Origin of the sequence: Microbacterium sp. APC 3901 (assembly GCF_030407765.1) — a bacterium.
In the GTDB taxonomy this organism is placed as follows: Bacteria; Actinomycetota; Actinomycetes; order Actinomycetales; family Microbacteriaceae; genus Microbacterium.
In genome coordinates, this window is the sequence record NZ_JASDCU010000017.1 from 1 (window position 1) to 20,063 (window position 20,063).

At 68.2% G+C, this 20,063-nt stretch carries 22 protein-coding genes; 9 read left to right on the forward strand and 13 right to left on the reverse strand.

Translation table 11 applies throughout. The features are described from left to right. Positions 1–166: 166 nt before the first annotated feature. On the forward strand, positions 167–1,516 hold the full coding sequence (locus QMA07_RS14660; RefSeq protein WP_290163120.1) for an HNH endonuclease signature motif containing protein: 1,350 nt from the start codon (positions 167–169) through the stop codon (positions 1,514–1,516). Between the two features lie 22 nt (positions 1,517–1,538). Here the strand turns inward: QMA07_RS14660 and QMA07_RS14665 are convergent, their stop codons facing one another. Then, positions 1,539–2,456, reverse strand: coding sequence for a DUF808 family protein (locus QMA07_RS14665; protein WP_290163122.1), 918 nt, complete (start codon positions 2,454–2,456; stop codon positions 1,539–1,541). Between the two features lie 151 nt (positions 2,457–2,607). Between QMA07_RS14665 and msrB the strand changes: the two genes are divergently transcribed. Next, a complete protein-coding gene (gene msrB, locus QMA07_RS14670; protein ID WP_290163124.1) occupies positions 2,608–3,078 on the forward strand; it encodes a peptide-methionine (R)-S-oxide reductase MsrB in 471 nt (156 codons plus the stop codon). Next, positions 3,075–3,620 carry a peptide-methionine (S)-S-oxide reductase MsrA gene (gene msrA, locus QMA07_RS14675; protein ID WP_290163126.1) on the forward strand — a complete coding sequence of 182 codons (546 nt, stop codon included), beginning with the start codon at positions 3,075–3,077 and terminating at the stop codon, positions 3,618–3,620. The genes msrB and msrA overlap by 4 nt, the downstream gene beginning before the upstream one ends. A 9-nt stretch (positions 3,621–3,629) precedes the next feature. On the opposite strand, the gene QMA07_RS14680 is transcribed toward msrA, so the two are convergent. The 3 genes from QMA07_RS14680 to QMA07_RS14690 all read right to left on the reverse strand — a co-directional run bounded on the left by QMA07_RS14680 (position 3,630) and on the right by QMA07_RS14690 (position 6,464). After that, positions 3,630–4,430: an alpha/beta hydrolase gene (locus tag QMA07_RS14680; protein ID WP_290163128.1), complete on the reverse strand. Its 801-nt coding sequence runs from the start codon at positions 4,428–4,430 to the stop codon at positions 3,630–3,632. 95 nt (positions 4,431–4,525) lie between these two features. Further along, positions 4,526–5,977 carry a catalase gene (locus QMA07_RS14685; protein WP_290163130.1) on the reverse strand — a complete coding sequence of 484 codons (1,452 nt, stop codon included), beginning with the start codon at positions 5,975–5,977 and terminating at the stop codon, positions 4,526–4,528. A gap of 64 nt (positions 5,978–6,041) precedes the next feature. Continuing rightward, entirely contained in the window at positions 6,042–6,464 is a 423-nt protein-coding gene (locus QMA07_RS14690; protein WP_056374876.1) for a Fur family transcriptional regulator, read from the reverse strand. Positions 6,465–6,557: 93 nt separating this feature from the next. On the opposite strand from QMA07_RS14690, the gene QMA07_RS14695 reads away from it, so the two are divergent. Beyond that, positions 6,558–7,088: a hypothetical protein gene (locus tag QMA07_RS14695; protein ID WP_290163133.1), complete on the forward strand. Its 531-nt coding sequence runs from the start codon at positions 6,558–6,560 to the stop codon at positions 7,086–7,088. 13 nt (positions 7,089–7,101) lie between these two features. On the opposite strand, the gene QMA07_RS14700 is transcribed toward QMA07_RS14695, so the two are convergent. The 5 genes from QMA07_RS14700 to cycA form a co-directional block, all read right to left on the reverse strand. After that, positions 7,102–7,758, reverse strand: a complete 657-nt coding sequence (locus tag QMA07_RS14700) for a histidine phosphatase family protein (protein ID WP_290163235.1) — start codon at positions 7,756–7,758, stop codon at positions 7,102–7,104. Positions 7,759–7,827: 69 nt separating this feature from the next. Continuing rightward, on the reverse strand, positions 7,828–8,757 hold the full coding sequence (locus tag QMA07_RS14705) for a DnaJ domain-containing protein (protein ID WP_290163135.1): 930 nt from the start codon (positions 8,755–8,757) through the stop codon (positions 7,828–7,830). 51 nt (positions 8,758–8,808) lie between these two features. Next, positions 8,809–9,462: a YigZ family protein gene (locus tag QMA07_RS14710; RefSeq protein WP_290163137.1), complete on the reverse strand. Its 654-nt coding sequence runs from the start codon at positions 9,460–9,462 to the stop codon at positions 8,809–8,811. 31 nt (positions 9,463–9,493) lie between these two features. Continuing rightward, the gene (locus tag QMA07_RS14715; RefSeq protein WP_290163139.1) at positions 9,494–10,480 is read right to left on the reverse strand and encodes an aldo/keto reductase; all 987 of its coding nucleotides are present in this window, start codon (positions 10,478–10,480) and stop codon (positions 9,494–9,496) included. 88 nt (positions 10,481–10,568) lie between these two features. Next, positions 10,569–12,029 carry a D-serine/D-alanine/glycine transporter gene (gene cycA / locus QMA07_RS14720; RefSeq protein WP_290163140.1) on the reverse strand — a complete coding sequence of 487 codons (1,461 nt, stop codon included), beginning with the start codon at positions 12,027–12,029 and terminating at the stop codon, positions 10,569–10,571. Positions 12,030–12,175: 146 nt separating this feature from the next. Between cycA and QMA07_RS14725 the strand changes: the two genes are divergently transcribed. Next, a complete protein-coding gene (locus QMA07_RS14725) occupies positions 12,176–13,654 on the forward strand; it encodes an MATE family efflux transporter (RefSeq protein WP_290163141.1) in 1,479 nt (492 codons plus the stop codon). Positions 13,655–13,758: 104 nt separating this feature from the next. Then, positions 13,759–14,169, forward strand: a complete 411-nt coding sequence (locus QMA07_RS14730) for a hypothetical protein (RefSeq protein WP_290163143.1) — start codon at positions 13,759–13,761, stop codon at positions 14,167–14,169. Positions 14,170–14,176: 7 nt separating this feature from the next. On the opposite strand, the gene QMA07_RS14735 is transcribed toward QMA07_RS14730, so the two are convergent. Then, positions 14,177–15,886, reverse strand: coding sequence for an AMP-binding protein (locus QMA07_RS14735; RefSeq protein WP_290163145.1), 1,710 nt, complete (start codon positions 15,884–15,886; stop codon positions 14,177–14,179). Between the two features lie 49 nt (positions 15,887–15,935). After that, the gene (locus QMA07_RS14740; protein ID WP_290163146.1) at positions 15,936–16,412 is read right to left on the reverse strand and encodes an Lrp/AsnC family transcriptional regulator; all 477 of its coding nucleotides are present in this window, start codon (positions 16,410–16,412) and stop codon (positions 15,936–15,938) included. Between the two features lie 105 nt (positions 16,413–16,517). Between QMA07_RS14740 and QMA07_RS14745 the strand changes: the two genes are divergently transcribed. Next, positions 16,518–17,744: a PLP-dependent aspartate aminotransferase family protein gene (locus tag QMA07_RS14745; protein ID WP_290163147.1), complete on the forward strand. Its 1,227-nt coding sequence runs from the start codon at positions 16,518–16,520 to the stop codon at positions 17,742–17,744. On the opposite strand, the gene QMA07_RS14750 is transcribed toward QMA07_RS14745, so the two are convergent. After that, positions 17,741–18,208, reverse strand: coding sequence for a hotdog domain-containing protein (locus QMA07_RS14750; protein ID WP_290163149.1), 468 nt, complete (start codon positions 18,206–18,208; stop codon positions 17,741–17,743). The genes QMA07_RS14745 and QMA07_RS14750 overlap by 4 nt on opposite strands. Before the next feature lie 138 nt (positions 18,209–18,346). Here QMA07_RS14750 and QMA07_RS14755 point away from each other — a divergent pair, with 138 nt between their 5' ends. Together QMA07_RS14755 and QMA07_RS14760 are read left to right on the forward strand one after the other, a co-directional pair. Then, complete coding sequence (locus tag QMA07_RS14755; protein ID WP_290163151.1) at positions 18,347–18,961, forward strand: ATP-dependent Clp protease proteolytic subunit; 615 nt, start codon at positions 18,347–18,349, stop codon at positions 18,959–18,961. Beyond that, on the forward strand, positions 18,958–19,551 hold the full coding sequence (locus QMA07_RS14760; RefSeq protein WP_290163153.1) for an ATP-dependent Clp protease proteolytic subunit: 594 nt from the start codon (positions 18,958–18,960) through the stop codon (positions 19,549–19,551). Before QMA07_RS14755 ends, QMA07_RS14760 begins: the two co-directional genes overlap by 4 nt. Positions 19,552–19,694: 143 nt before the next feature. Here the strand turns inward: QMA07_RS14760 and QMA07_RS14765 are convergent, their stop codons facing one another. After that, the gene (locus QMA07_RS14765; protein WP_290163155.1) at positions 19,695–20,060 is read right to left on the reverse strand and encodes a helix-turn-helix transcriptional regulator; all 366 of its coding nucleotides are present in this window, start codon (positions 20,058–20,060) and stop codon (positions 19,695–19,697) included. Between the last annotated feature and the right edge of the window lie 3 nt (positions 20,061–20,063).

Consider the following 20,063-nt stretch of genomic DNA (forward strand, 5'->3'; position numbering starts at 1 on the left):
GGCTGGCGTCGGGGTCATTGCGCGGCGGGGCAGATGCGTTGCAGGGTGCCGTCACGTTCGATGAGTGGCTGCGGGGTGACGACCATGCCCGCGGGGTGCGGGAATAGCCATCGATCACATGTCGGCATATCGACCAAGATTCGAACATATCTTCTAAACTGGAGTCATGCCGAATCCCCGCCTGCTCCCGCTCCTCGACGCTGTCGAGCGCCTCGGCGACGCATGGGCGGATGCGGGGAGAAGCTCCGATCTGTCTCGGGACGAACTGCTCACCGCGCACCGCGCGGTGAGCCAGGCGCAGCGATGCCTCGACGGGCTCCACGCCGAGATCGCGGCGACGATCGCGCACGAGTCGCGGTCGGAACTCGGCCCTGAGGGGTTCGCAAAGCAGCACGGATACCGGAATGCTGCGGCGATGATCGCCGCGAACACGGGCGGGTCGACGGGCGACGCCAAGCGACTCATCGCGGTCGGCCAGGCAGCGGCGCCGCGAACGAATCTGTTGGGTGAGGTCCTGCCGGCGCGGTATCCGGCGCTGGCGTCGGCGCTCGCCGCAGGGGAGATATCCGTGGCGGCCGCTGCGCTCATCGTCAGCCTGCTCGAGCGGATCCGACTCAAGGTGGGGTCGGCTCGGGTCGAAGAGGCCGAGCGTCTCCTCGTCGGCAGGGCAGCGGGGATGTCCCTCGCCGACGTCGGCAAGCTGGTGGCCCGTGCCGAAGCCTGGCTCGATCCAGACGGCGTCGCACCCAGAGAGCGAGAGGCCCGCGACCGCCGTTCCCTGACGATGTTCGAGCGCGACGGCTCGCTTCACCTCGTGCTGCAGACCGACATCGCCTCGGGGGCGCCGATCAAGGCCGCGATCCAGGCCTACGTGGCGGCGTCGTTTCAGTCGCGGATCACCGCGACAGACCCTGACGCGCCGGACGCCGATCGCCGTTCGGTCGCGATGATCCAGGCCGATGGGTTGACCGCCATCTGCGAGCACGCGATCGCCTGCGACAACGGCGGGATGCCCGCATCGGGTGCGACCGTGGTGGTGCGGGTGAACCTCGACCAGCTCACATCGGGCGAGGGCAGTGCGACGATCGACGGCAGAGACCAGCCCGTGAGCGTCAGCGCCTGCCGCCGGATGGCCGCGGGCGGCGGCATCATCCCGGTGGTTCTCGGATCGGCGGGGGAGATCCTCGACTGGGGGCGCGAGAGGCGACTCTTCACCCGCGCGCAGCGGCTGGCTCTTGTCGAGAGAGACGGGGGATGCGCGATGTGCGGTCTCCCGCCCCAGATGACCAAGGCGCACCACATCAGGTGGTGGGCGCGAGACAGCGGACCCACCGACCTGAACAACGGTGTGCTGCTCTGCGAGTCGTGTCATCACCGCATCCACGACAACGGGTGGGACATCCGCATCGAGGGCATCGGGGCTGCGGCACGGGTATGGCTGATCCCGCCTCGAAGCATCGATCTTGCGAGGACGCCGCGCCTCGGGGGCCGGGCCCGTTATGACATCGCTGCCTGACGAGGATTCTGCGGTACGCGGTTCAGACGTGCACGGCGGCGGGGGATTCCTCGCCCTCGTGGAAGTTCGGCTTCTTGCCGATCAGGCGGCCGATGCCCAGGATGATCCCGACGATGATCAGACCCGCGACCAGACCCGCGATGGCGGAGAAGAAGGTGTCGCCGATCCAGACGATGACAGGGCCGAGAGGCTCGAGCACGTGCTCGATGCCGTGCAGGACGTCTTCGCCGAAATGCACGCCCACCTCGCCGAGGTTCACGAGCAGCAGGTGTCCACCGACCCACAGCATCGCGACCGTGCCGAGGATGCTGATGAAGCGGAAGACCGCGGGCATCGAGCGCACGATCCGCATCCCCGTGTGGCGGACGCGTGCAACCGGGTTCTTCGCCATCTTCAGCCCGATGTCATCGATCTTCACGAGGAGGGCCACGGCGCCGTAGACGATCCCGGTCATCAGCAGGGCGATCACCGCGAGGATCGCGAGGGTGGTCCAGATGTCGAGGCCGGCCTCGAGGTTCGCCAGCGAGATCAGCATGATCTCCGTCGACAGGATCAGGTCGGTGCGCACCGCGCCCCACACGAGCTTGTTCTCGTTGCGGTCGCTCTCATCGGCGTGACCGTGCTGCACGCCGAACCACTCGAGCACCTTCTCGGCACCCTCGAAGCACAGGTAGGCACCACCGAGGATCAGCAGGTAGGGCAGCACCCACGGGGCGAAGGCGGTGAGCAGCAGCGCGATCGGGATGATGATCACGAACTTGTTGGCGAGAGATCCCAGAGCGATCTTCGCCACGACCGGCAGCTCGCGGGCGGGCGTGATGCCCTGCACGTACTGCGGGGTCACCGCGGCGTCGTCGATCACGACGCCGGCGGCCTTGGCCGAGGCCTTCATCGCGGCGCTGAGGATGTCATCGACGACGGCGAGCAGTCCAACCGACATGTGCGTCTCCCTGTGGTGTGTGTGGCTGAGCAACTCTATCGACTCCTGCCAAACTCACAGCCCGCTCACAGTCCCGCGGGACCAAAACCGGCGCCCTCCTGGTTCTCCTCTATGACGCTGCAGCCAGCCGCGTCAGACAAGGAGTCAGATCATGTCGAACGAGTACAGCAAGAACCCCGCGGCGGTCAGCGACCTCACGCACCTGCAGTACGAGGTGACGCAGGAGGACGCGACCGAGCCGCCCTTCCGCAACGCGTACTGGAACAACCACGACGACGGCATCTACGTCGACGTCGTCTCGGGCCAGCCGCTCTTCGCGTCGACCGACAAGTTCGACAGCGGCACGGGCTGGCCGAGCTTCACCAAGCCCATCGAGGCCGATGCAGTCACCACACGCACCGACCGCAAGCTGTGGATGAAGCGCACCGAGGCGCGGTCCAGCGGGGCCGACAGCCACCTCGGGCACATCTTCGACGATGGACCCCGCGACGCCGGAGGGCTCCGATACTGCATGAACTCCGCCGCCCTGCGCTTCATCCCGGCTGACAGCCTGGAAGATGAGGGGTACGGTCGCTACCGTCACCTCTTCCCCACCACCGCCACCTCAGAGGAGCAGTCATGACCGACACCGGAACCATCACCCGTACCCCCGGAGCCGAGACCGCCGTGCTCGCAGGCGGCTGCTTCTGGGGCATGGAAGACCTCATCCGCCGCCAGCCCGGCGTGCTCGACACCCGTGTCGGCTACACCGGCGGCAGCAACGAGCACGCCACCTACCGCAACCACCCCGGGCACGCCGAGGCCGTCGAGATCGTCTTCGACCCCACCAAGACGACCTACCGCGACATCCTCGCGTTCTTCTTCCAGATCCACGACCCGTCGACCAAGGACCGTCAGGGCAACGACGTCGGCTCCAGCTACCGCTCGGCGATCTTCCCGCTGAGCCCCGAGCAGGAGGCCGTCGCGCGCGACACCATCGCCGACGTCGACGCCTCGGGTCTGTGGCCGGGCAAGGCCGTGACCACGATCGAGCCCGCGGGACCGTTCTGGCAGGCCGAGGAAGAGCATCAGGACTACCTGATCAAGTACCCCAACGGCTACACGTGCCATTTCCCGCGTGCGGGATGGGTGCTGCCGAAGCGCGAGGAGAACGCGACGGTCTGACGACGAGAGTCAGCTCGCCTGCAAGAAAGCCAGCGCGGCTTCCTTGAAGGCGCGGGATCCCGGAGCGTTGAAGTGATTGCGATCCGGGATCTCGAAGAACCGGCCCTGAGGAGCAGCGGACGCGAGTGCGCGCGAGCCCTCGATGATCGCGTCCTTCGACCCCGTCGCGAACATGATCGGGCTGGCGGGGGCGTTCGACGGATCCGGGTCGATCGTCCGTGACGACCGCATGCCCTCGGCCAGCGCCACGAGTGCACCGAGGTCGTTGCCCGGCACCCGCTCGGTCAGCGTGATGTAGTTCTGCGTCGTCGGATCAGACACGGGTGTGCCGTCGGCCAGATACGCGCGCACCTGATCGAGATCCAGCCTCGCGAGAGGGATGCCGTCGGGCACCCCGCCGAGCACGGCACGGCTGATGCGGTGCGGCAGGTCGCGCACGACCTCCCAGCCGACGCGCGCCCCGAGCGAGTATCCGACGTAGACGGCGTCATCGACGAGATATGCGTCCATGACCGTCTCGACATCGGTCGCGAGGGTGCGGATGCCGTAGGCATCGGCCTGATGCGGCTTCTGGCTGAGCCCGTGGCCGCGCTGGTCCAGCGCGAGCACGCGGTATCCGGCCCTGGTGAGCTCACGCACCCAGCCCGTGAGCACCCAGGTGTCGCGGGCGCTCGACGCGAAGCCGTGCACGATCACCACCACCGGGGCGTCGACCTCGCCCCACGTGTACGTCGCGAGGCGAGTGCCGTCGGCCGCGTACACCTGCTGGGGTTCGGGCATGTTGGTCAGGTCGGAGAGAGGAACAGCCACAGCATCCATTGTCCTCCTCCTCCTGCGATGCCCGGACACGCCGAGACCCACCGGCCCCGAAGGAACGGTGGGTCTCGGTCGTCAGCAGCTGCGACTCAGAAGCGAGCGCGCAGAGCGTCGCCCAGCGATGCGTCGACGTTCGTCCAGTACTGGAAGAAGCGCTCGCGGATCGCGTCGATCGTGATGGCCTGTCCCTGACCGGTCAGCGTCTCGAGGAAGCGCGCGCGCTGCTCGTCATCGAAGACCGTGCGGTACAGCGTGCCCGCCTGACCGAAGTCGTCGTCATCGAGGTGCAGGGTCGCCGCGGCGCGGATCAGCTCGCCGTCCGACTCCCAGCTCGCCTCGACACCGGCAGCCGGGTCAGCGGTCGGGCCGCCTGCAGCGCCGTACGAGTTCGGGGTGTAGACGCGGTGCTCGGCCGGGTTGAACTTGTACTGCATCTGGCCTTCGTGCATGTAGTTGCGCACCTCGGCCGCATGCGGCTGGTTGACCGGAAGCTGGTTGTAGTTCGCGCCGATGCGGTAGCGCTGCGCATCCGAGTACGCGAACACGCGGGCCATGAGCATCTTGTCGGGCGAGATGCCGGTGCCGGGAACCTGGTTGCCGGGCGAGAAGGCGGCCTGCTCGATCTCGGCGAAGAAGTTCTGCGGGTTGCGGTCGAGGGTGAACGTGCCGACCTTGATGCGCGGGTAGTCCTTCTTCGACCAGGTCTTCGTCAGGTCGAACGGGTTGAAGCGGTAGGTCTTGCCCTCGTCGTAGGGCATGACCTGCACGTAGACGTCCCACGAGGGAGCGTCGCCGCTCGCGATCGCGTCGAACAGGTCGCGACGGTAGTAGTCGGCATCCGATCCGGCGAGCTTCTCGGCCTCTTCGGCGCTCATCGCCTCGACGCCCTGCTTCGACAGGAAGTGGTACTGCACCCAGAAGCGCTCGCCCGCGGCGTTGACCCACTGGTAGGTGTGCGAGCCGTAGCCGTTCATGTGGCGCCAGCTGCGCGGCAGGCCACGGTCGCCCATGAGGTACGTGACCTGGTGAGAGGTCTCGGGCGAGAGGGTCCAGAAGTCCCACTGCATGTCGGCGTCACGCAGACCCGAGTCGCCGAGGCGCTTCTGCGAGTGGATGAAGTCGGGGAACTTCATCGCGTCGCGGATGAAGAAGGTCGGGGTGTTGTTGCCGACGATGTCGAGGTTGCCCTCGGGCGTGTAGAAACGCAGCGCGAATCCGCGCACGTCGCGCCAGGTGTCGGGCGAACCCTGCTCGCCGGCGACCGACGAGAAGCGCAGCAGCGTCTCGCTCACGGCGCCGGGCTGGAAGGCCGCGGCACGCGTGTACGCCGACACGTCTTCGGTCACGGTGAAGGTTCCGAAGGCTCCGCCGCCCTTGGCATGCGGGTTGCGCTCCGGCACGCGCTCGCGGTTGAACGACGCGAGCTTCTCGACGAGGTAACGGTCGTGCAGGACCGTGGGTCCGTCTGCTCCGACGGTGAGCGAGTGCGCGTCGCTCGCGACGGGGGTGCCCGTCTGGGTGGTGGTCGATGGGTCGGTCATGTTCTTCTCCTTCTGCGCGCAGCGACGACGATCGCCCCGGGTGCCCGGGATCGGGCGGCGGATGCTACTGCGCGGCGTTCTGGCAACTGGGGCACAGGCCCCAGAAGGTCACTTCGGCTGTCTGGACGGTGAATCCCCCCGCCGAAGACGGGGTGAGGCACGGTGCTTCGCCGACGACGCAGTCCACATCGCCGATCGCACCGCACTGGGTGCACACGATGTGGTGGTGGTTGTCGTCGATGCGCCGTTCGTAGAGCGCCGCGGAGCCTGCCGGTTCGATCCGGCGGATCAGGCCCGCCGTCGTCAGGTCCGCGAGGATGTTGTGCACCGACTGGATCGACGTCGTCGGAAGCACGTCGGAGACGGCACGGAAGACCCGCTCCGCATCCGTGTGAGCCATGGATTCCAGAGCCTCGAGAACGGCGACGCGGCCCGCGGTCGCGCGCAGACCGGCACCGCGAAGTGCCGAGTCGAGTTCTGTCTCCATGCCTCGACTCTACCGACTGTTTTGAATAACTCAAAAGAACGGCGTGTCGGCCGTGCGGGTTGCATCCTGCACACGCGTGCGTAGCGTGAAGTGATGTCTACGAGACGAGTGGCGACGATCGGACTGATCCTGATGGCGGGCGTGGCGCTCGCCGGATGCACTGGCGAACCCCCTGAGTCGGGGGACGGCACCCCGTCTCCCTCCACCTCGGCGTCGAGTCCCTCGCCGACCGCCACTCCGGACGCCGAGACGGATGAGGCGCTGCTCCCCGTGCCGGTCGAGGAGATCGCCGACTGGGCGAAGACGGCTGTGGCCGGCGGAGACTCCGACGGATACGTCTTCGGGTTCTCCGGGTGGATGAGCGAGAACAGCTCGGCCAACGACGTCACGACCTTCACGTCGCTCGCGCCGGGGGCGTATCAGGCTCAGCTCGCCTGCAGGGGCGACGGCACCATCACTCTCACGACCAGCGAACTGGACGAGGAACCGATCTCGGAGCCGATCGTCTGCGCGAACGAGACGATCGCCTTCGACGTCACCACCGCGCGCACGGGAGTGCGATTCGAGCTCGCCCTGGAGGGCGCCCCCACGGTCCACGCGCTGTCGCTCGTCAAGGCATCGTGAACATGCCTCGGCGTCAAGACTCCGACGGCTCGAGCGGCAGTTCGAGTCCGTAGTTCCATGTCAGGATCGCCGGCTGCTCGCGGTAGAAGCTCAGCACCGACACCGAGCCGGCATCCAGCGTGATCTGAGCGCCGAAGCGCGGCGCGAGACGCAGGTAGACCGCGGTGAGGATGCGGAGGAAGTGCCCGTGCGCGACCAGCGCCACGTCGCCCTCGACCAAGGCGGGAAGAACGCGTGTGAGCACGCGGGATGCGCGGGCCGCGACCTCTTCGACGGTCTCGCCCGGCGTGGCACCGCGGATCACGCCGTGGGTGAAAGCGCTCCAGTCGTAGCCGAGCTCCTCGCGGATGTCCTTCGTCGTACGGCCCTCGTAACCGCCGTAGTCCCATTCGACGAGCAGCGGATCGATCTCGGCGTTCAGGCCGGCGAGCTCGGCCGTGCGGCGCGCGCGCTCGAGCGGCGAGGACAGCACGAGCGAGAAATCGTAGTCGGCGACCAGTCGTCCGGCACCGCGGGCGAGATCCTCGCCCCGCGCCGTGAGCGGGATGTCCGTCAATCCCGTGTGCAGGCCGGCCCTCGACCACTCGGTCTCGCCATGACGCAGCAGCACGAGCTTTCCCTGCGGGTTGTCTGGCGCGGGACGGTCGGGCAGCTGGTCATACACGGGGATCGCGGTCACACCGCAACCGTAGTCCGACGTCGAGGCCCCCGGTCACTGCGTGATCGGCCGGGATCGACCTCAGACGAAGGTGACGGTCTGCTGCAGTCGCGTGCGCACGTCGAACAGCTCGTTGCCGCCGATGGCGCGGGCGCCGGGGACTCCCTGTCTCAGGACCATCGAGAGCGCGCTGCGACGCACGACGACGACGGGCACGCCGCGGCTGCTGCCGAGCGGCGTGACGGCCTGTGCCAGATCGTCGTCGGGGAGCACCATGATGAGTCCGCCGAACTTCACGCGGGCGGCCTTGGCGACGGTGCGCATGCGCGCGAGAGCCGCGGTGACGGGGGCGCGAGTGCCGAGGCTCGGGCCGGTGATCTCTCCGCGCCGGAAGCCGACCACTCCGCCGAAGTCCTCCGACATGATGCCGTACAGGCCGGACGGGCTGAGCACCACGTGGTCGAGCTTGTCGTCGGCGTCCGATCCTGTGGCCACGTCGTGCCAGACCGTGAAGCCCATGCCGAGGGCGCTCACGGTGCGGGCGGTCGCCTCTTCGGCGAGGGCGTCCGCGAGCAGACGACGCAGGTCGCGCGGGGCCGAGCGCACGAGCGCGGGGTCGTAGGGGTCGGGAACCTCGACGCCGCGGCCGGCCCACTCGCGGATCAGCGACAGGTACCGCTCTCGGCGCCACCCGCCGGGGTGTCCGTACGAGCGTGCCCGGGGGCGGGTGTCGGTGCGGGCGGCCGACTGCGGTCGCCAGCCGTTCCACTCAGGCTCTGCGGGGATGCCGGGATGCGCACCGGAGCGGCGGTCATAGGCCGTGCGGCCCTCGGGGGTGCCGATCAGCTCCCACGCCCGCTGCACCTGGATGAACACGGCGGCGTCACCACCCGTGTCCGGGTGGGTCTGGCGCAGGCGACGACGGTAGGCGCGCCGCAGCTCGTCGTCGTCGACGGTCGGGTCCACACCGAGGATCTCGTAGGCAGAAGCCGAGAGCGGGCTGTCGAACATCGCTCTCCTTCCGAGATCGCGGCATCCAGAATATCCGGATGCTGTTGTGGATCAGCCGGGCACGTCGACGACGCGCTCCTCGCCGATCACCGGCACGACTGAGCCGGCGGATGCCGCCGCGATGTCATCGGCGAGTCGGTCGAGCTCCTGCGCGGGCACCCACACCTCGAACGTGGCGAGCGCCCCGTACCGCGGATCGCCGAGCGTCGCTCCGTGATGGAGCACCCACTCCCGCAGGATGTTGTCGTACCGCCCCGCATCCGCGTGCGCGACGTCGATCGTCACCTGCGTGAGGGACTGCCGATGCACCAGGGATGCGAGATCCAGGGTCTGCGAGACGGCTGAGGAGTAGGCGCGCACGAGTCCACCGGCACCGAGCTTCACGCCGCCGAAGTAGCGGGTCACGACGGCGACGACGTCGGTCAGCTCTCGCCGCCGCAGCACCTCGAGCATCGGCACCCCGGCGGTGCCGGACGGCTCGCCGTCATCCGACGAGCGTGCCTGATCTCCGAGCAGACCGGTGATCATCGCGGTGCAGTTGTGTCGTGCGTCCCACCACTGCTTGCGGATCCGTGCGATCACGGCATCCGCCTCCTCGAAGGAGGCGACCGGCTCGACGCGCGTGATGAACCGTGACTTCTTGATGACGAGTTCGTGCTCCACGGGTGCGGCGATCGTGGCCGGGTAGCTGCGGGGCGAGGTCATCGGCCTCAGACTACCCAGCGTTCGCGCGTACTCAACGATCGACGAACGACATCTGCTGCGGGTTGTATCGGTCTCCCTGCACACCGACCCGCTCGGCGAGACGGTCGAGATCCGCCATCTCGTCGGCCGACAGCGCCACGGCCGTCGAGCCGGCGTTCTCGGCGATGCGAGAGGTGCGGCGGGTGCCGGGAATCGGCACGATCCACGGTTCGCGGGCCAGCAGCCAGGCGAGTGCGATCTGACCGGCCGAGGCGCCCTTGGCCTCCGCGAGCGAGGCGACGTGGCCCACCAGTGCCTCGTTCGCCGCGCGGCTTTCCTCGCTGAAGCGCGGGATCGTGCCGCGGATGTCGCCCTCTGCGAATGACGTGCTGCGATCGACGGTTCCGGTGAGGAAGCCCTTGCCGAGCGGGCTGAACGGCACGAAGCCGATGCCGAGCTCGCCGAGGGTGGGCAGGATCTCTGCCTCAGGGTCACGTGTCCACAGCGAGTATTCGCTCTGCAGCGCCGTGACCGGATGTACCGCATGTGCCCGGCGGATCGTCGAGGCCGATGCCTCGGACAGCCCGAAATGCCGCACCTTGCCCTCTGCGATCAGCTCGGCCACCGTGCCGGCGACGTCTTCGATCGGCACGTCGGGATCGACGCGGTGCTGGTAGAACAGGTCGATCACATCGGTGCGCAGGCTCTGCAGAGACGCCTCCGCCACCCGGCGGATCTGCTCGGGGCGGCTGTCGAGACCGACGCTCTTGCCGTCTTCGATGCGCCAGCCGAACTTCGTCGCGACGACGACCTGGTCGCGGATGGGCTCGAGCGCCTCGCCGACGAGCTGCTCATTCACATACGGGCCGTAGACCTCTGCGGTGTCGAAGAACGTGACCCCGAGGTCGAGCGCCGAACGCAGCACGGCGATCATCTCGTCACGGGTGCCGGGGTTCGGTCCGTAGCTCTGTGACATTCCCATGCAGCCGAGTCCGACTGCCGAGACCTCGAGTCCCTGTCCGAGTGTGCGAGTGTGCATGCGGTGTCCTTTCGTCGAGACCGACGCTACGCGCGGCCCCGGCGATGAGGGAGGGGCTGTCAGACCCTCCCTCATCCGCCCTGCGCGGCTACTCCGGGGAGTCGTCGCGCAGGTACGCGATGTGCGCCGCGTGGCGGGTCAGATGGTTCTGCGACGTGCGCACGAACAGCCATGACACGAACAGCAGTGCGAACCAGATCGGCGTCACCAGCAGTGCTGTCAGGGTGTCGGGCTGGGTCGTCAGCGCCCACAGGATGAACACGAAGAACGCGAGCACCACGTAGACCATGAAGACGCCGCCCGGCATGCGGAATCTCGATGCCGCGACCTTCTCGGGCCGCCGGCGCCGGTAGACGAGATAGCTGCACAGGAAGATCGTCCACACGAACATGAAGCACACGGCCGACACCGTGGTCACCATGTCGAACGCGGTGCCGATGTCATCACCCGCGTAGAGCAGCACGACCCCCGAGAACAGCAGGATGCACGACAGGAACAGCGCGTTCTGCGGCACCTTCCGCTTCGAGAGGCGGCCGAACATGCGCGGGGCGTCGCCGTCTTTCGCGAGACCGAAGACCATGCGCGAGGTCGAGTAGATGCCCGAGTTCGCGCTCGACATCGCCGAGGTGAGCACCACGAGGTTGACGACCGTCGCGGCGATGCCGAGACCCGCGAGGGCGAACATCGCGATGAACGGGCTCTCGCCGGCGACGTACTCGGTCCACGGGGTGACGGCCATCAGGATCACGAGCGCCCCCACGTAGAAGAGCAGGATGCGGATCGGGATCGCGTTGATCGCCTTGGGCAGGTTCTTCTCGGGGTCTTTGGTCTCTGCCGCGGCAGTGCCGACGAGCTCGACTCCCACGAACGCGAACACCGCGATCTGGAAGCCCGCGACGAAGCCCATGAAGCCGTGCGGGAACATGCCGACGTGCTCCCACAGGTTGCTGAAGCTCGCGGTTCCCGCATCGTGCTGGAAGCCGGTGAAGATCATCACGAGACCGGTGACGATGAGCGCGACGATCGCGATGATCTTGATCAGCGCGAACCAGAACTCCATCTCGCCGAAGGCGGCGACGGTGGGCAGGTTCAGCGCGAGCAGGATGACGATCACCAGGACTCCGGGGATCCACAACGGGATGCCGGGGATCAGCGCATCCGAGTATCCGGCGATCGCGATCACATCGGCGACTCCGGTGACGACCCAGCAGAACCAGTACGTCCATCCGGTGAAGAAGCCGGCCCACGGGCCGAGCAGATCGCTCGCGAAGTCGCTGAACGACTTGTACTTGAGGTTCGAGAGCAGCAGTTCGCCCATCGCGCGCATGACGAAGAAGAGCATGAAGCCGATGATCATGTAGACGAAGATCACCGAGGGGCCGGCGACCGAGATCGTCTTGCCGCTGCCCATGAACAGGCCGGTGCCGATCGCCCCGCCGATCGCGAGCAGCTGGATGTGACGGTTGCTCAGGGCCCTCTTCAGGTGCTGCTCGTCGCCGTCGGTGGCGTCGCCCACCCCGGCGGCGCTCGGTGTTCTCTCTGTCGTCATCGCTCGACCCTCCGGTATCGGGTGCCGCGTCCCGCTGCGGCATGCTCTCGACGGCAATGGCCGATCGGGGATGGCCGGTAGCCGAATCGATTCGATATCCTGGTTCGACCCCCGATCATCTCCCAGTTCTGCGAGCCGCTCCTCTCATGGCCACCTCTCTCACCACGGGCCGCCCGTGGCGCGTCATCCTCTCGTTCTCGATCCCCTTGCTGCTCGGCAATGTCGTGCAGCAGATGTACCAGTTCGCCGATGCCGTCGTCGTCGGCCGGCAGCTCGGCGTCGAGTCTCTCGCCGCCGTCGGCGCGACCGGCAGCCTGCTGTTCCTGTTGATCGGCTTCGCCTGGGGCCTGACGAGCGGTTTCGCGATCCCCATCGCGCAGGCGTTCGGCGCAGGTGACGGTGTGGCGGTGCGCCGCTCGGTCGCGACGGGCGTGATCCTGACCGGCATCACGAGCGTGGTGCTCACGATCGTCGCGCCGTTGATCGCGGCACCGACGCTCGCCCTGCTGCAGACGCCGGCCGAGCTCATGCCCGAGGCGACGGTCTTCACGCAGATCAGCTTCATCGGCGCGAGCGCGACGATGTTCTTCAACTACCTCTCGGCGATCATCCGCGCGATCGGCGATTCGCGCACGCCGCTGATCTTCCTCACGGTGTCGTGTGCGCTCAACGTCGGCCTCGTGATCCTCATGGTCGGTCCGCTCGACTGGGGGGTGGGCGGCGCGGCCCTCGCGACCGTCGTGGCCCAAGCCGTGTCGGTCGCGCTGTGCCTCGAGTTCGTGCGCCGTCGGCTGCCGATGCTGCACCTGCGTCGGGCCGACTGGCGCGTCACGCGCGACGACGTCAGGGAGCACCTGCGCCTCGGCCTGCCGATGGGCTTCCAGGCGTCGATCATCGCCATCGGCACGCTCGTCGTGCAGGTGGCGCTGAACACCCTCGGCTCCGATGCCGTGGCCGCCTACACCACGGCGTCCCGCGTCGACGGTCTCGCCGTGGCGTTCCTCTCGTCGCTGGGACTCGCCTCGTCGATGTACACGGCGCAGAACCTGGGCGGGCGCCGCCCCGATCGCATCCGCCGCGGTGTCGTGGAGGGCACCTGGATGGCGATCGGCGCCGGCATCGCGCTCGGAGTCGTCATCATCGCGTTCGGCGCACCGCTGGTGCGGCTGTTCGTCGGCGAGGGCGTCGCAGCGGACGAGGTCGTCGACCTCGCGCACCTCATGCTGATCATCAACGGATGCGGATACTGGGCACTCGGCGTGCTGTTCGTGCTCCGCGGTGCGCTGCAGGGCCTCGGCCACACTCTCGTGCCCACCGTCACGGGGGTGATCGAGCTCGTGATGCGCGTGGGCGCCGCCATCGTGCTCGGTGCGATGATCGGATTCGAGGGCGTCGCGCTCAGCAACCCTCTCGCGTGGCTCGGCGCGATCGTGCTGCTGGTGCCGGCGTACGTGCGCGCTCATCGCTCGCTCGCTCGCATGCCGGTCGACCCGATCGAGTCCACCGAGACCTCGGCGATGGCGATCATCGGGCCGACGGACGGGTCGATGGTCGTCGATGCGGTCGTCACTCAGCCGGTGCGAGTGATCAGGACCTCACGTTTCGCGCGGTTGACCCGCCGCTGAACAGCGCGTCACGGTTGCAGAACATCATCCTTGAGATGGATGCCCAGGATGCCGACACTTCGTAGTGTTGGTGATGCGGAGATTCCGCAGACCGGGGGGTCGTGATGACATCGTCAAGGGTGGCAAGCGAACTGGCATCGATTCTGGTGCCGATCGGAGTAGTGGGAGCTGTGCTCGCAGCGCTGTGTGCGCTCGTCGCAGGTGTCGCGATCATGCGCGGAGCGGCGGGTCTCGCCGGCGGAGCGGTCGGTCTGTGGATTCCGAGCGCGATGCTCAGCTCCACGGCATCGTTCGCGAACCAGTGGACGCCGCTGCTGATCTCAGGCGCGGCTCTCCTCGCGATGCTGGTGATCGGAACTGTGGGTCGCGGCATCGTGAGCGCCGGTGAGCCGGCACGCGAAGCCGCCCGCGCAGCGCGCGTCCAGGCGCTCGTCGATGCGCCGGGTCCGGTTGCCGTGCCGCGCGCCACGACGGTGACGCCGAGCACCGGCAGCCAGCCCGCGCTGGCGGGTTGAGAGCTCGTCAGCGGTAGTCGCGGTCGCGGTGCTGTGCGACCTCGTCGCCCGAAGTCGCACGCTCAGCCTCTCTGGCGCGCAGCTCGACGCGGCGGATCTTGCCCGAGATCGTCTTGGGCAGCTCGGGAACGAACTCGATGATCCGCACCCACAGATGCGACGACAGTCGGTCGTGCGCGTAGGCGAAGATCGAACGAGCGGCGTCGGATTCAGCGCCGACCGCGTCGGGGCGCAGACACACGTAGGCCTTCGGAACCGCGAGTCGCGTCGGGTCGGGGCTCGGGATCACTGCCGCCTCGATCACGAGGTCGTGCTCCAGCAGCACCGACTCGAGCTCGAACGGTGAGATCTTGTAGTCGGAGGCCTTGAACACATCGTCTGCCCGGCCGATGTAGGTCAGATAGCCGTCGGCATCCCGCTGAGCGATGTCACCGGTGTGGTGGTAGCCGCCGATGCGGGACTCGGCCGTCTTCTCGGGGTCGTCGTAATACCCGGCCATGAGCCCGACCGGCGGGTCGGCCAGATCGAGTGCGATCTCGCCCTCGTGCTCGGCGATCTCACCGGTGGCGGGGTCGAGCAGCACGACGGGATACCCGGGCAGCGGGCGCCCCATGGATCCGACCTTCACGATTTGACCGGGGGAGTTGCCCACGCAGGCCGTCATCTCGGTCTGTCCGAAGCCGTCGCGGATCGTGCCGCCCCACGCCTCGCGCACCCGGTCGATGACCTCGGGGTTCAGCGGCTCCCCGGCCCCCACGAGCTCTCGCGGCGGATGGGTCAGCCGCGCGAGGTCGGCCTGGATCAGCATCCGCCACACGGTCGGCGGCGCGCAGAACGTCGAGACATGGTGGGTGTCCATGACCTGCATCAGGGTGTTCGCGTCGAACCGGTCGTAGTTGTAGACGAACACCGTCGCCTCGGCGAGGAACGGCGAGTAGAAGCTCGACCACGCATGCTTCGCCCACCCGGGTGACGAGATGTTGAGATGCACGTCATCGGGCCGCACGCCCAGCCACCACATGGTCGACAGGTGTCCGATGGGATAGGAGACGTGCGTGTGCTGCACGAGCTTCGGGCGGTTGGTCGTGCCGCTCGTGAAGTAGAGCAGGGCCGTGTCGTCGGCTGGCGTCGCGGCGTCCGGTTCGAAGGTCGTCGGCGCGCTGGACGAGTCGTCGAAGCGCGTCCACTCGGGCGGGATGCCCTCGCCCACTCCGATGCGCCGCACGTCGGCGTCGATGTCGGCGATGCGCTCGGCGAGGCTGCCGAGCGTGACGATCGCGCGAGCCCGGCCGTGCTCGACGCGGTAGGCCAGGTCGGATGCCGAGAGCAGGGTCGACGTCGGGATCGACACCGCGCCGATCTTGGTGATGGCGAGCATCACCTCCCACAGCTCGATGGTGTTGCCGAGCATCACGATGACGTGGTCGCCTCGTCGGATGCCGAGGCCGGTCAGCCAGGCCGCGACCTGGTCCGAGCGGGCCGACAGCTCTCCGTAGCTCCATGATTCGAGGCTGAGATCGGCCGACACGATCTGCACGGCAGGGCGGTCGGGCGTCTCGCTCGCGATCGCGTCGAACCACTCGAGCGCGAAGTTGAACTCGGTGGGCGACGGCCAGACGAACCCGTCGCGCGCCGCCTCGTAGTCCGTCGCGTTCGCGAAGAGGAAGTCGCGCATCTCTCTGATCGCGGTCGTGGCTGCGGTGGCGCTGCGGCTCATTCGGGGCTCCCTTGCTCGACGGACCAGTCCATCCTCGCCCACGATCCGCTCAGCGCGCGAGCAGACCGGCGCCGTCGCGGAGTTCGAACACCAGCTGCGTCTCGGTGCCGCGGACCACGGGGTGGATCGTGATGTGCTCGAGCACGATGTCGCGCAGAGCCGTGGCATCCTGCACCGCGACGTGCACGAGGAAGTCGTCGACGCCCGCGACGTGGAACACCTGCAGCACCCGGGGGATGCTCGCGAGTGCATCGAAGAGCGCCGTGACCTTGGGGCCCGTGTGGTTCGCGAGGCGCACTTTGATGATCGCCTGCAGGGGCAGGCCGAGAGCCGCGCCGTCGACCCGGATGCGGGTGTCGCGGATGATCCCGCGCTCACGCAGTGCGCGCACGCGATGGGCGCACGTGGACTCCGCCAGCCCCAGCCCATGCGCGAGAGCCTTGTTCGTCACCTCGGCATCGCGGGTGAGTACGGCGAGGATCTCGAGATCGACCTCGTCGAGTTGTGCTTTCGCCAACGCCCGCACCTCCCTGTGGTCGCATGTTCGCTCAGAATATCGGGAACCACTCAGAATGCGACGGATGCTGTCGAATTTCTGCGCATCCACCGTGATTCAGGCAACGTGGCAGGCATGACTGCACCGTTGCATCCAGACACCGTCGCCGTGCACAGCGGCCGCTCAGACCTCGAAGGACTCGGCGTCCACGCGCTGCCGATCGACCTGTCGACGACCAACCCGCTGCCCGACATCGAGCGCGGAGGCGACTCGTACGAGGCGATGGCGACGGGTGGGCGGCCGCCCGCCGACGGCAGCATGGTCTACGCGCGGCTCTGGAACCCGACAGTGGCGCGGTTCGAAGACGCCCTCGCCGAGCTCGAGCACGCCGAGGCATCGGTCGCCTTCGCATCGGGCATGGCGGCGATGACCGCGGTGATCCTCGCGCACGGCCCCGCGGTGGGGAAGAACCACGTGGTGGCGGTGCGCCCTCTCTACGGCGGCACCGATCACCTGCTCGGCTTGGGCCTGCTGGGTGTGCAGACCACGTACTGCCACCCCTCCGAGGTCGCCGCGTCGATCCGCCCGGACACGGGACTCGTGGTGGTCGAGACCCCCGCCAACCCGACCCTCGAGATCGCCGACATCGCCGCGGTGGTGGCGCAGGCCGGAGGCGTGCCGGTCGTCGTCGACAACACCTTCGCGACGCCCGTGCTGCAGAACCCCCTCGACCACGGTGCAGCCATGTCGCTGCACAGCGCCACCAAGTACCTCGGCGGGCACGGCGACGTGATCGCCGGTGTGGTGGCCTGCAGCGAGCAGACCGCAGAGGCGCTGCGCCGGGTGCGCGCAGTGACCGGCGGGCTGCTGCACCCGCTCGGCGCCTACCTGCTGCACCGCGGGCTCACGACCCTTCCGGTGCGCATGCGGGCGCAGCAGGAGAGCGCTCGCCGCATCGTGCAGTGGCTGATCGACCGGCCGGAGATCGCCGAGGTCTTCTACCCGGGGCTCGACGATGATCCCGACGGCATCCTCGCGCGTCAGATGCGCGGCACCGGAGCCGTGATCGCGATGCGGATGCACGACGGGTATGCCGCGGCATCCGCCGTCACCTCGTCGACGTCGCTGTTCACGCATGCCGTGTCGCTGGGCGGTGTCGATTCGCTGATCCAGCATCCGGCCGCGCTGACCCACCGGCCCGTGCCCGCAGAGGCGCGCCCCGACGCGGACGTGCTGCGACTCTCGATCGGTCTCGAGAACGTCGACGACCTGATCGCCGACCTCGCCCAGGCATTCGCCGCTCTGTCGCGGGCGGGGACGTTCGGTGCCTCGACGCCTGCGGAGCGGCTGGCCAGCTCCTAGGGCAGACGGATCGTGCCGGTGGCGATGCGCTCCGTCGGCATCCGATCACGGTTGTAGGTGATCTCCTTGTATCCGTGCGGAGTGGGTGAGCCGTCTTCGTCGAGGCTCACGAACACGATCTTCTCGATCGTGAGGATGCGCTTGCGGGTGATCATGTTGCGGGCGACCGCGCGCATGGTCAGAGACGTGGTGCCGAAGTGGGTCGCCTGCAGGCCGATCTCGATCAGGTCGCCCTGCACGGCCGAGGCCTCGAAGTTGATCTCCGAGATGTGCTTGGTCACTGCGCGGTAGTTGCCCAGCTGCACGATCGCGTAGATCGCGGCCTCCTCGTCGATCCACTTGAGCAGGCTGCCGCCGAACAGCGACCCGTTCGCGTTGAGGTCTTCCGGCTTCACCCACTTGCGGGTGCGGAAGTTGATGCCGTCTTCGGACCACTGCCACTCGGGTGTCTTCTGCTGAGCCATGCTTCGAGGGTAGGAGCGTCGTGAGTCGGGGGTGTTACGCGTGCACATCCGTGCAGGTCGACGCGCGATCTGCCTCAGGCGGATCTGCCTCGAGCGGATACCGCCCCGCACACGTTCTCGACGACGGATGCTGGGGCCATGAGCGAAGACAACCCCATCCCGCAGTTCGGACCCGAGGCCCGACGAGCCCTGTTCCATGAGCGCGTGCTCGTGCTCGACGGCGCCCTCGACGACGACAACGGCACGCTGCTCATGACGCAGCTGCTCACTCTCTCGGCCGAGGATCCGACGACCGACATCGCTCTGTGGATCCATTCGCCCGGCGGCTCGGTGCCGTCGATGCTCGCGATCCGCGACCTCATGAAGATGGTGCCGAACGACGTCTCGACCCTCGCGCTGGGCCTCGCCTGCAGTGCCGGGCAGTTCCTGCTCTCGGCAGGGATGGAGGGCAAGCGCAGGGCGCTGCCGCACGCGCGCATCCTCATGCACCAGGGGTCGGCGGGCATCGGCGGCTCGGCCGGCGAGATCGAGACGCAGGCAGACGACCTGAGGCACATGCGCGACACGGTGCTCGGGCTGATCGCCGCCGACACCGGGCAGCCCGTGGAGCGCATCTTCGAGGACTCGCTGCACGACCGCTGGTACACCGCGGGACAGGCGAAGGACTACGGCTTCATCGATGAGATCGTCGGTTCGCTCGCGGATCTCATGCCACGTCGACGGGTCCGAGTCGGACTGGGGGCGAGCGCATGAGCGGCTACACGATCCCGAACGTCATCGCGCAGCATCCGCGGGGCGAGCGCGTGATGGACGTCTACTCGCACCTGCTCGCCGAACGGGTCGTCTATCTGGGCACCGGCATCGATGCCGGGGTGGCCAACGCGCTCATCGCGCAGCTGCTGCACCTCGACGCCGAGAGTCAGGATGCCGGCGTGCAGTTCTACATCAACAGCGAAGGCGGCGACCCCGGGGCCGCGCTGGCGATCTATGACACGATGCAGCACATCCGCCCCACGGTCGCGACGACGTGTGTCGGGCAGGCGATCGGACCGGCTGCGCTGCTCGTCGCGGCGGGGGCGCAGGGTCGGCGGGCGGCGCTGGCTCACGCCCGCATCGTGCTGCATCAGCCCGCCGGGCAGTCACGAGGGGCGATCCCCGACCTCATCCTCGCGGCAGACGAGGTCGTGCGCGTGCGGGCAGACATGGAGGCGATTCTCGCCAGGCACAGCGCACGCTCACTGACCGAGCTGCGGGTCGACACCGACCGGGACCGCGTCTTCACGGCATCCGCCGCGCTCGAGTACGGGCTGATCGACACCGTCCTGGGCGAGCGGGCGGTCTGACGGGCGGTCTGACGGGCGGTGGGTGGTCAAAAACGCATCCCGCCCGCGGTGGGTGGTCAAAAACGCATCCCACACGGCCAGATCCGGTGCACTATTGACCCCGCACCGCCCGGCGGGGGGCGAGCGGCGGAGGCGACTGACGCTCAGGCGGCGAGGGCGAAGGCCCCGCGGGTGACAGACACCGCAGCGGATGCCGGAGCCGCCGTCACCTGACGCAGTTCGTCGGCCACGGCGCTCGTCAACTCGATCAGCGAGGTGTCGAGGGCTCCTGCGATGGCGGCGATCATCTCGCTCGACGGTTCTTTGAGACCTCGTTCGACTTCCGAGAGGTACTGGGGCGAGACCCCGGCGTTCCCGGCCGTCTCGGTCAGCGTCTCGTCGCGGTCGTGCCGTCGGCGACGCAGCTGATCGCCGACCATCTGGCGCCACAGGGGCTCCGGGTCAATCGGGCGGGGGCGAGCCGGTCGATCGGGGCGAGGTGCGCGGGGGAACGGGACGAGGTCGGCCATGCC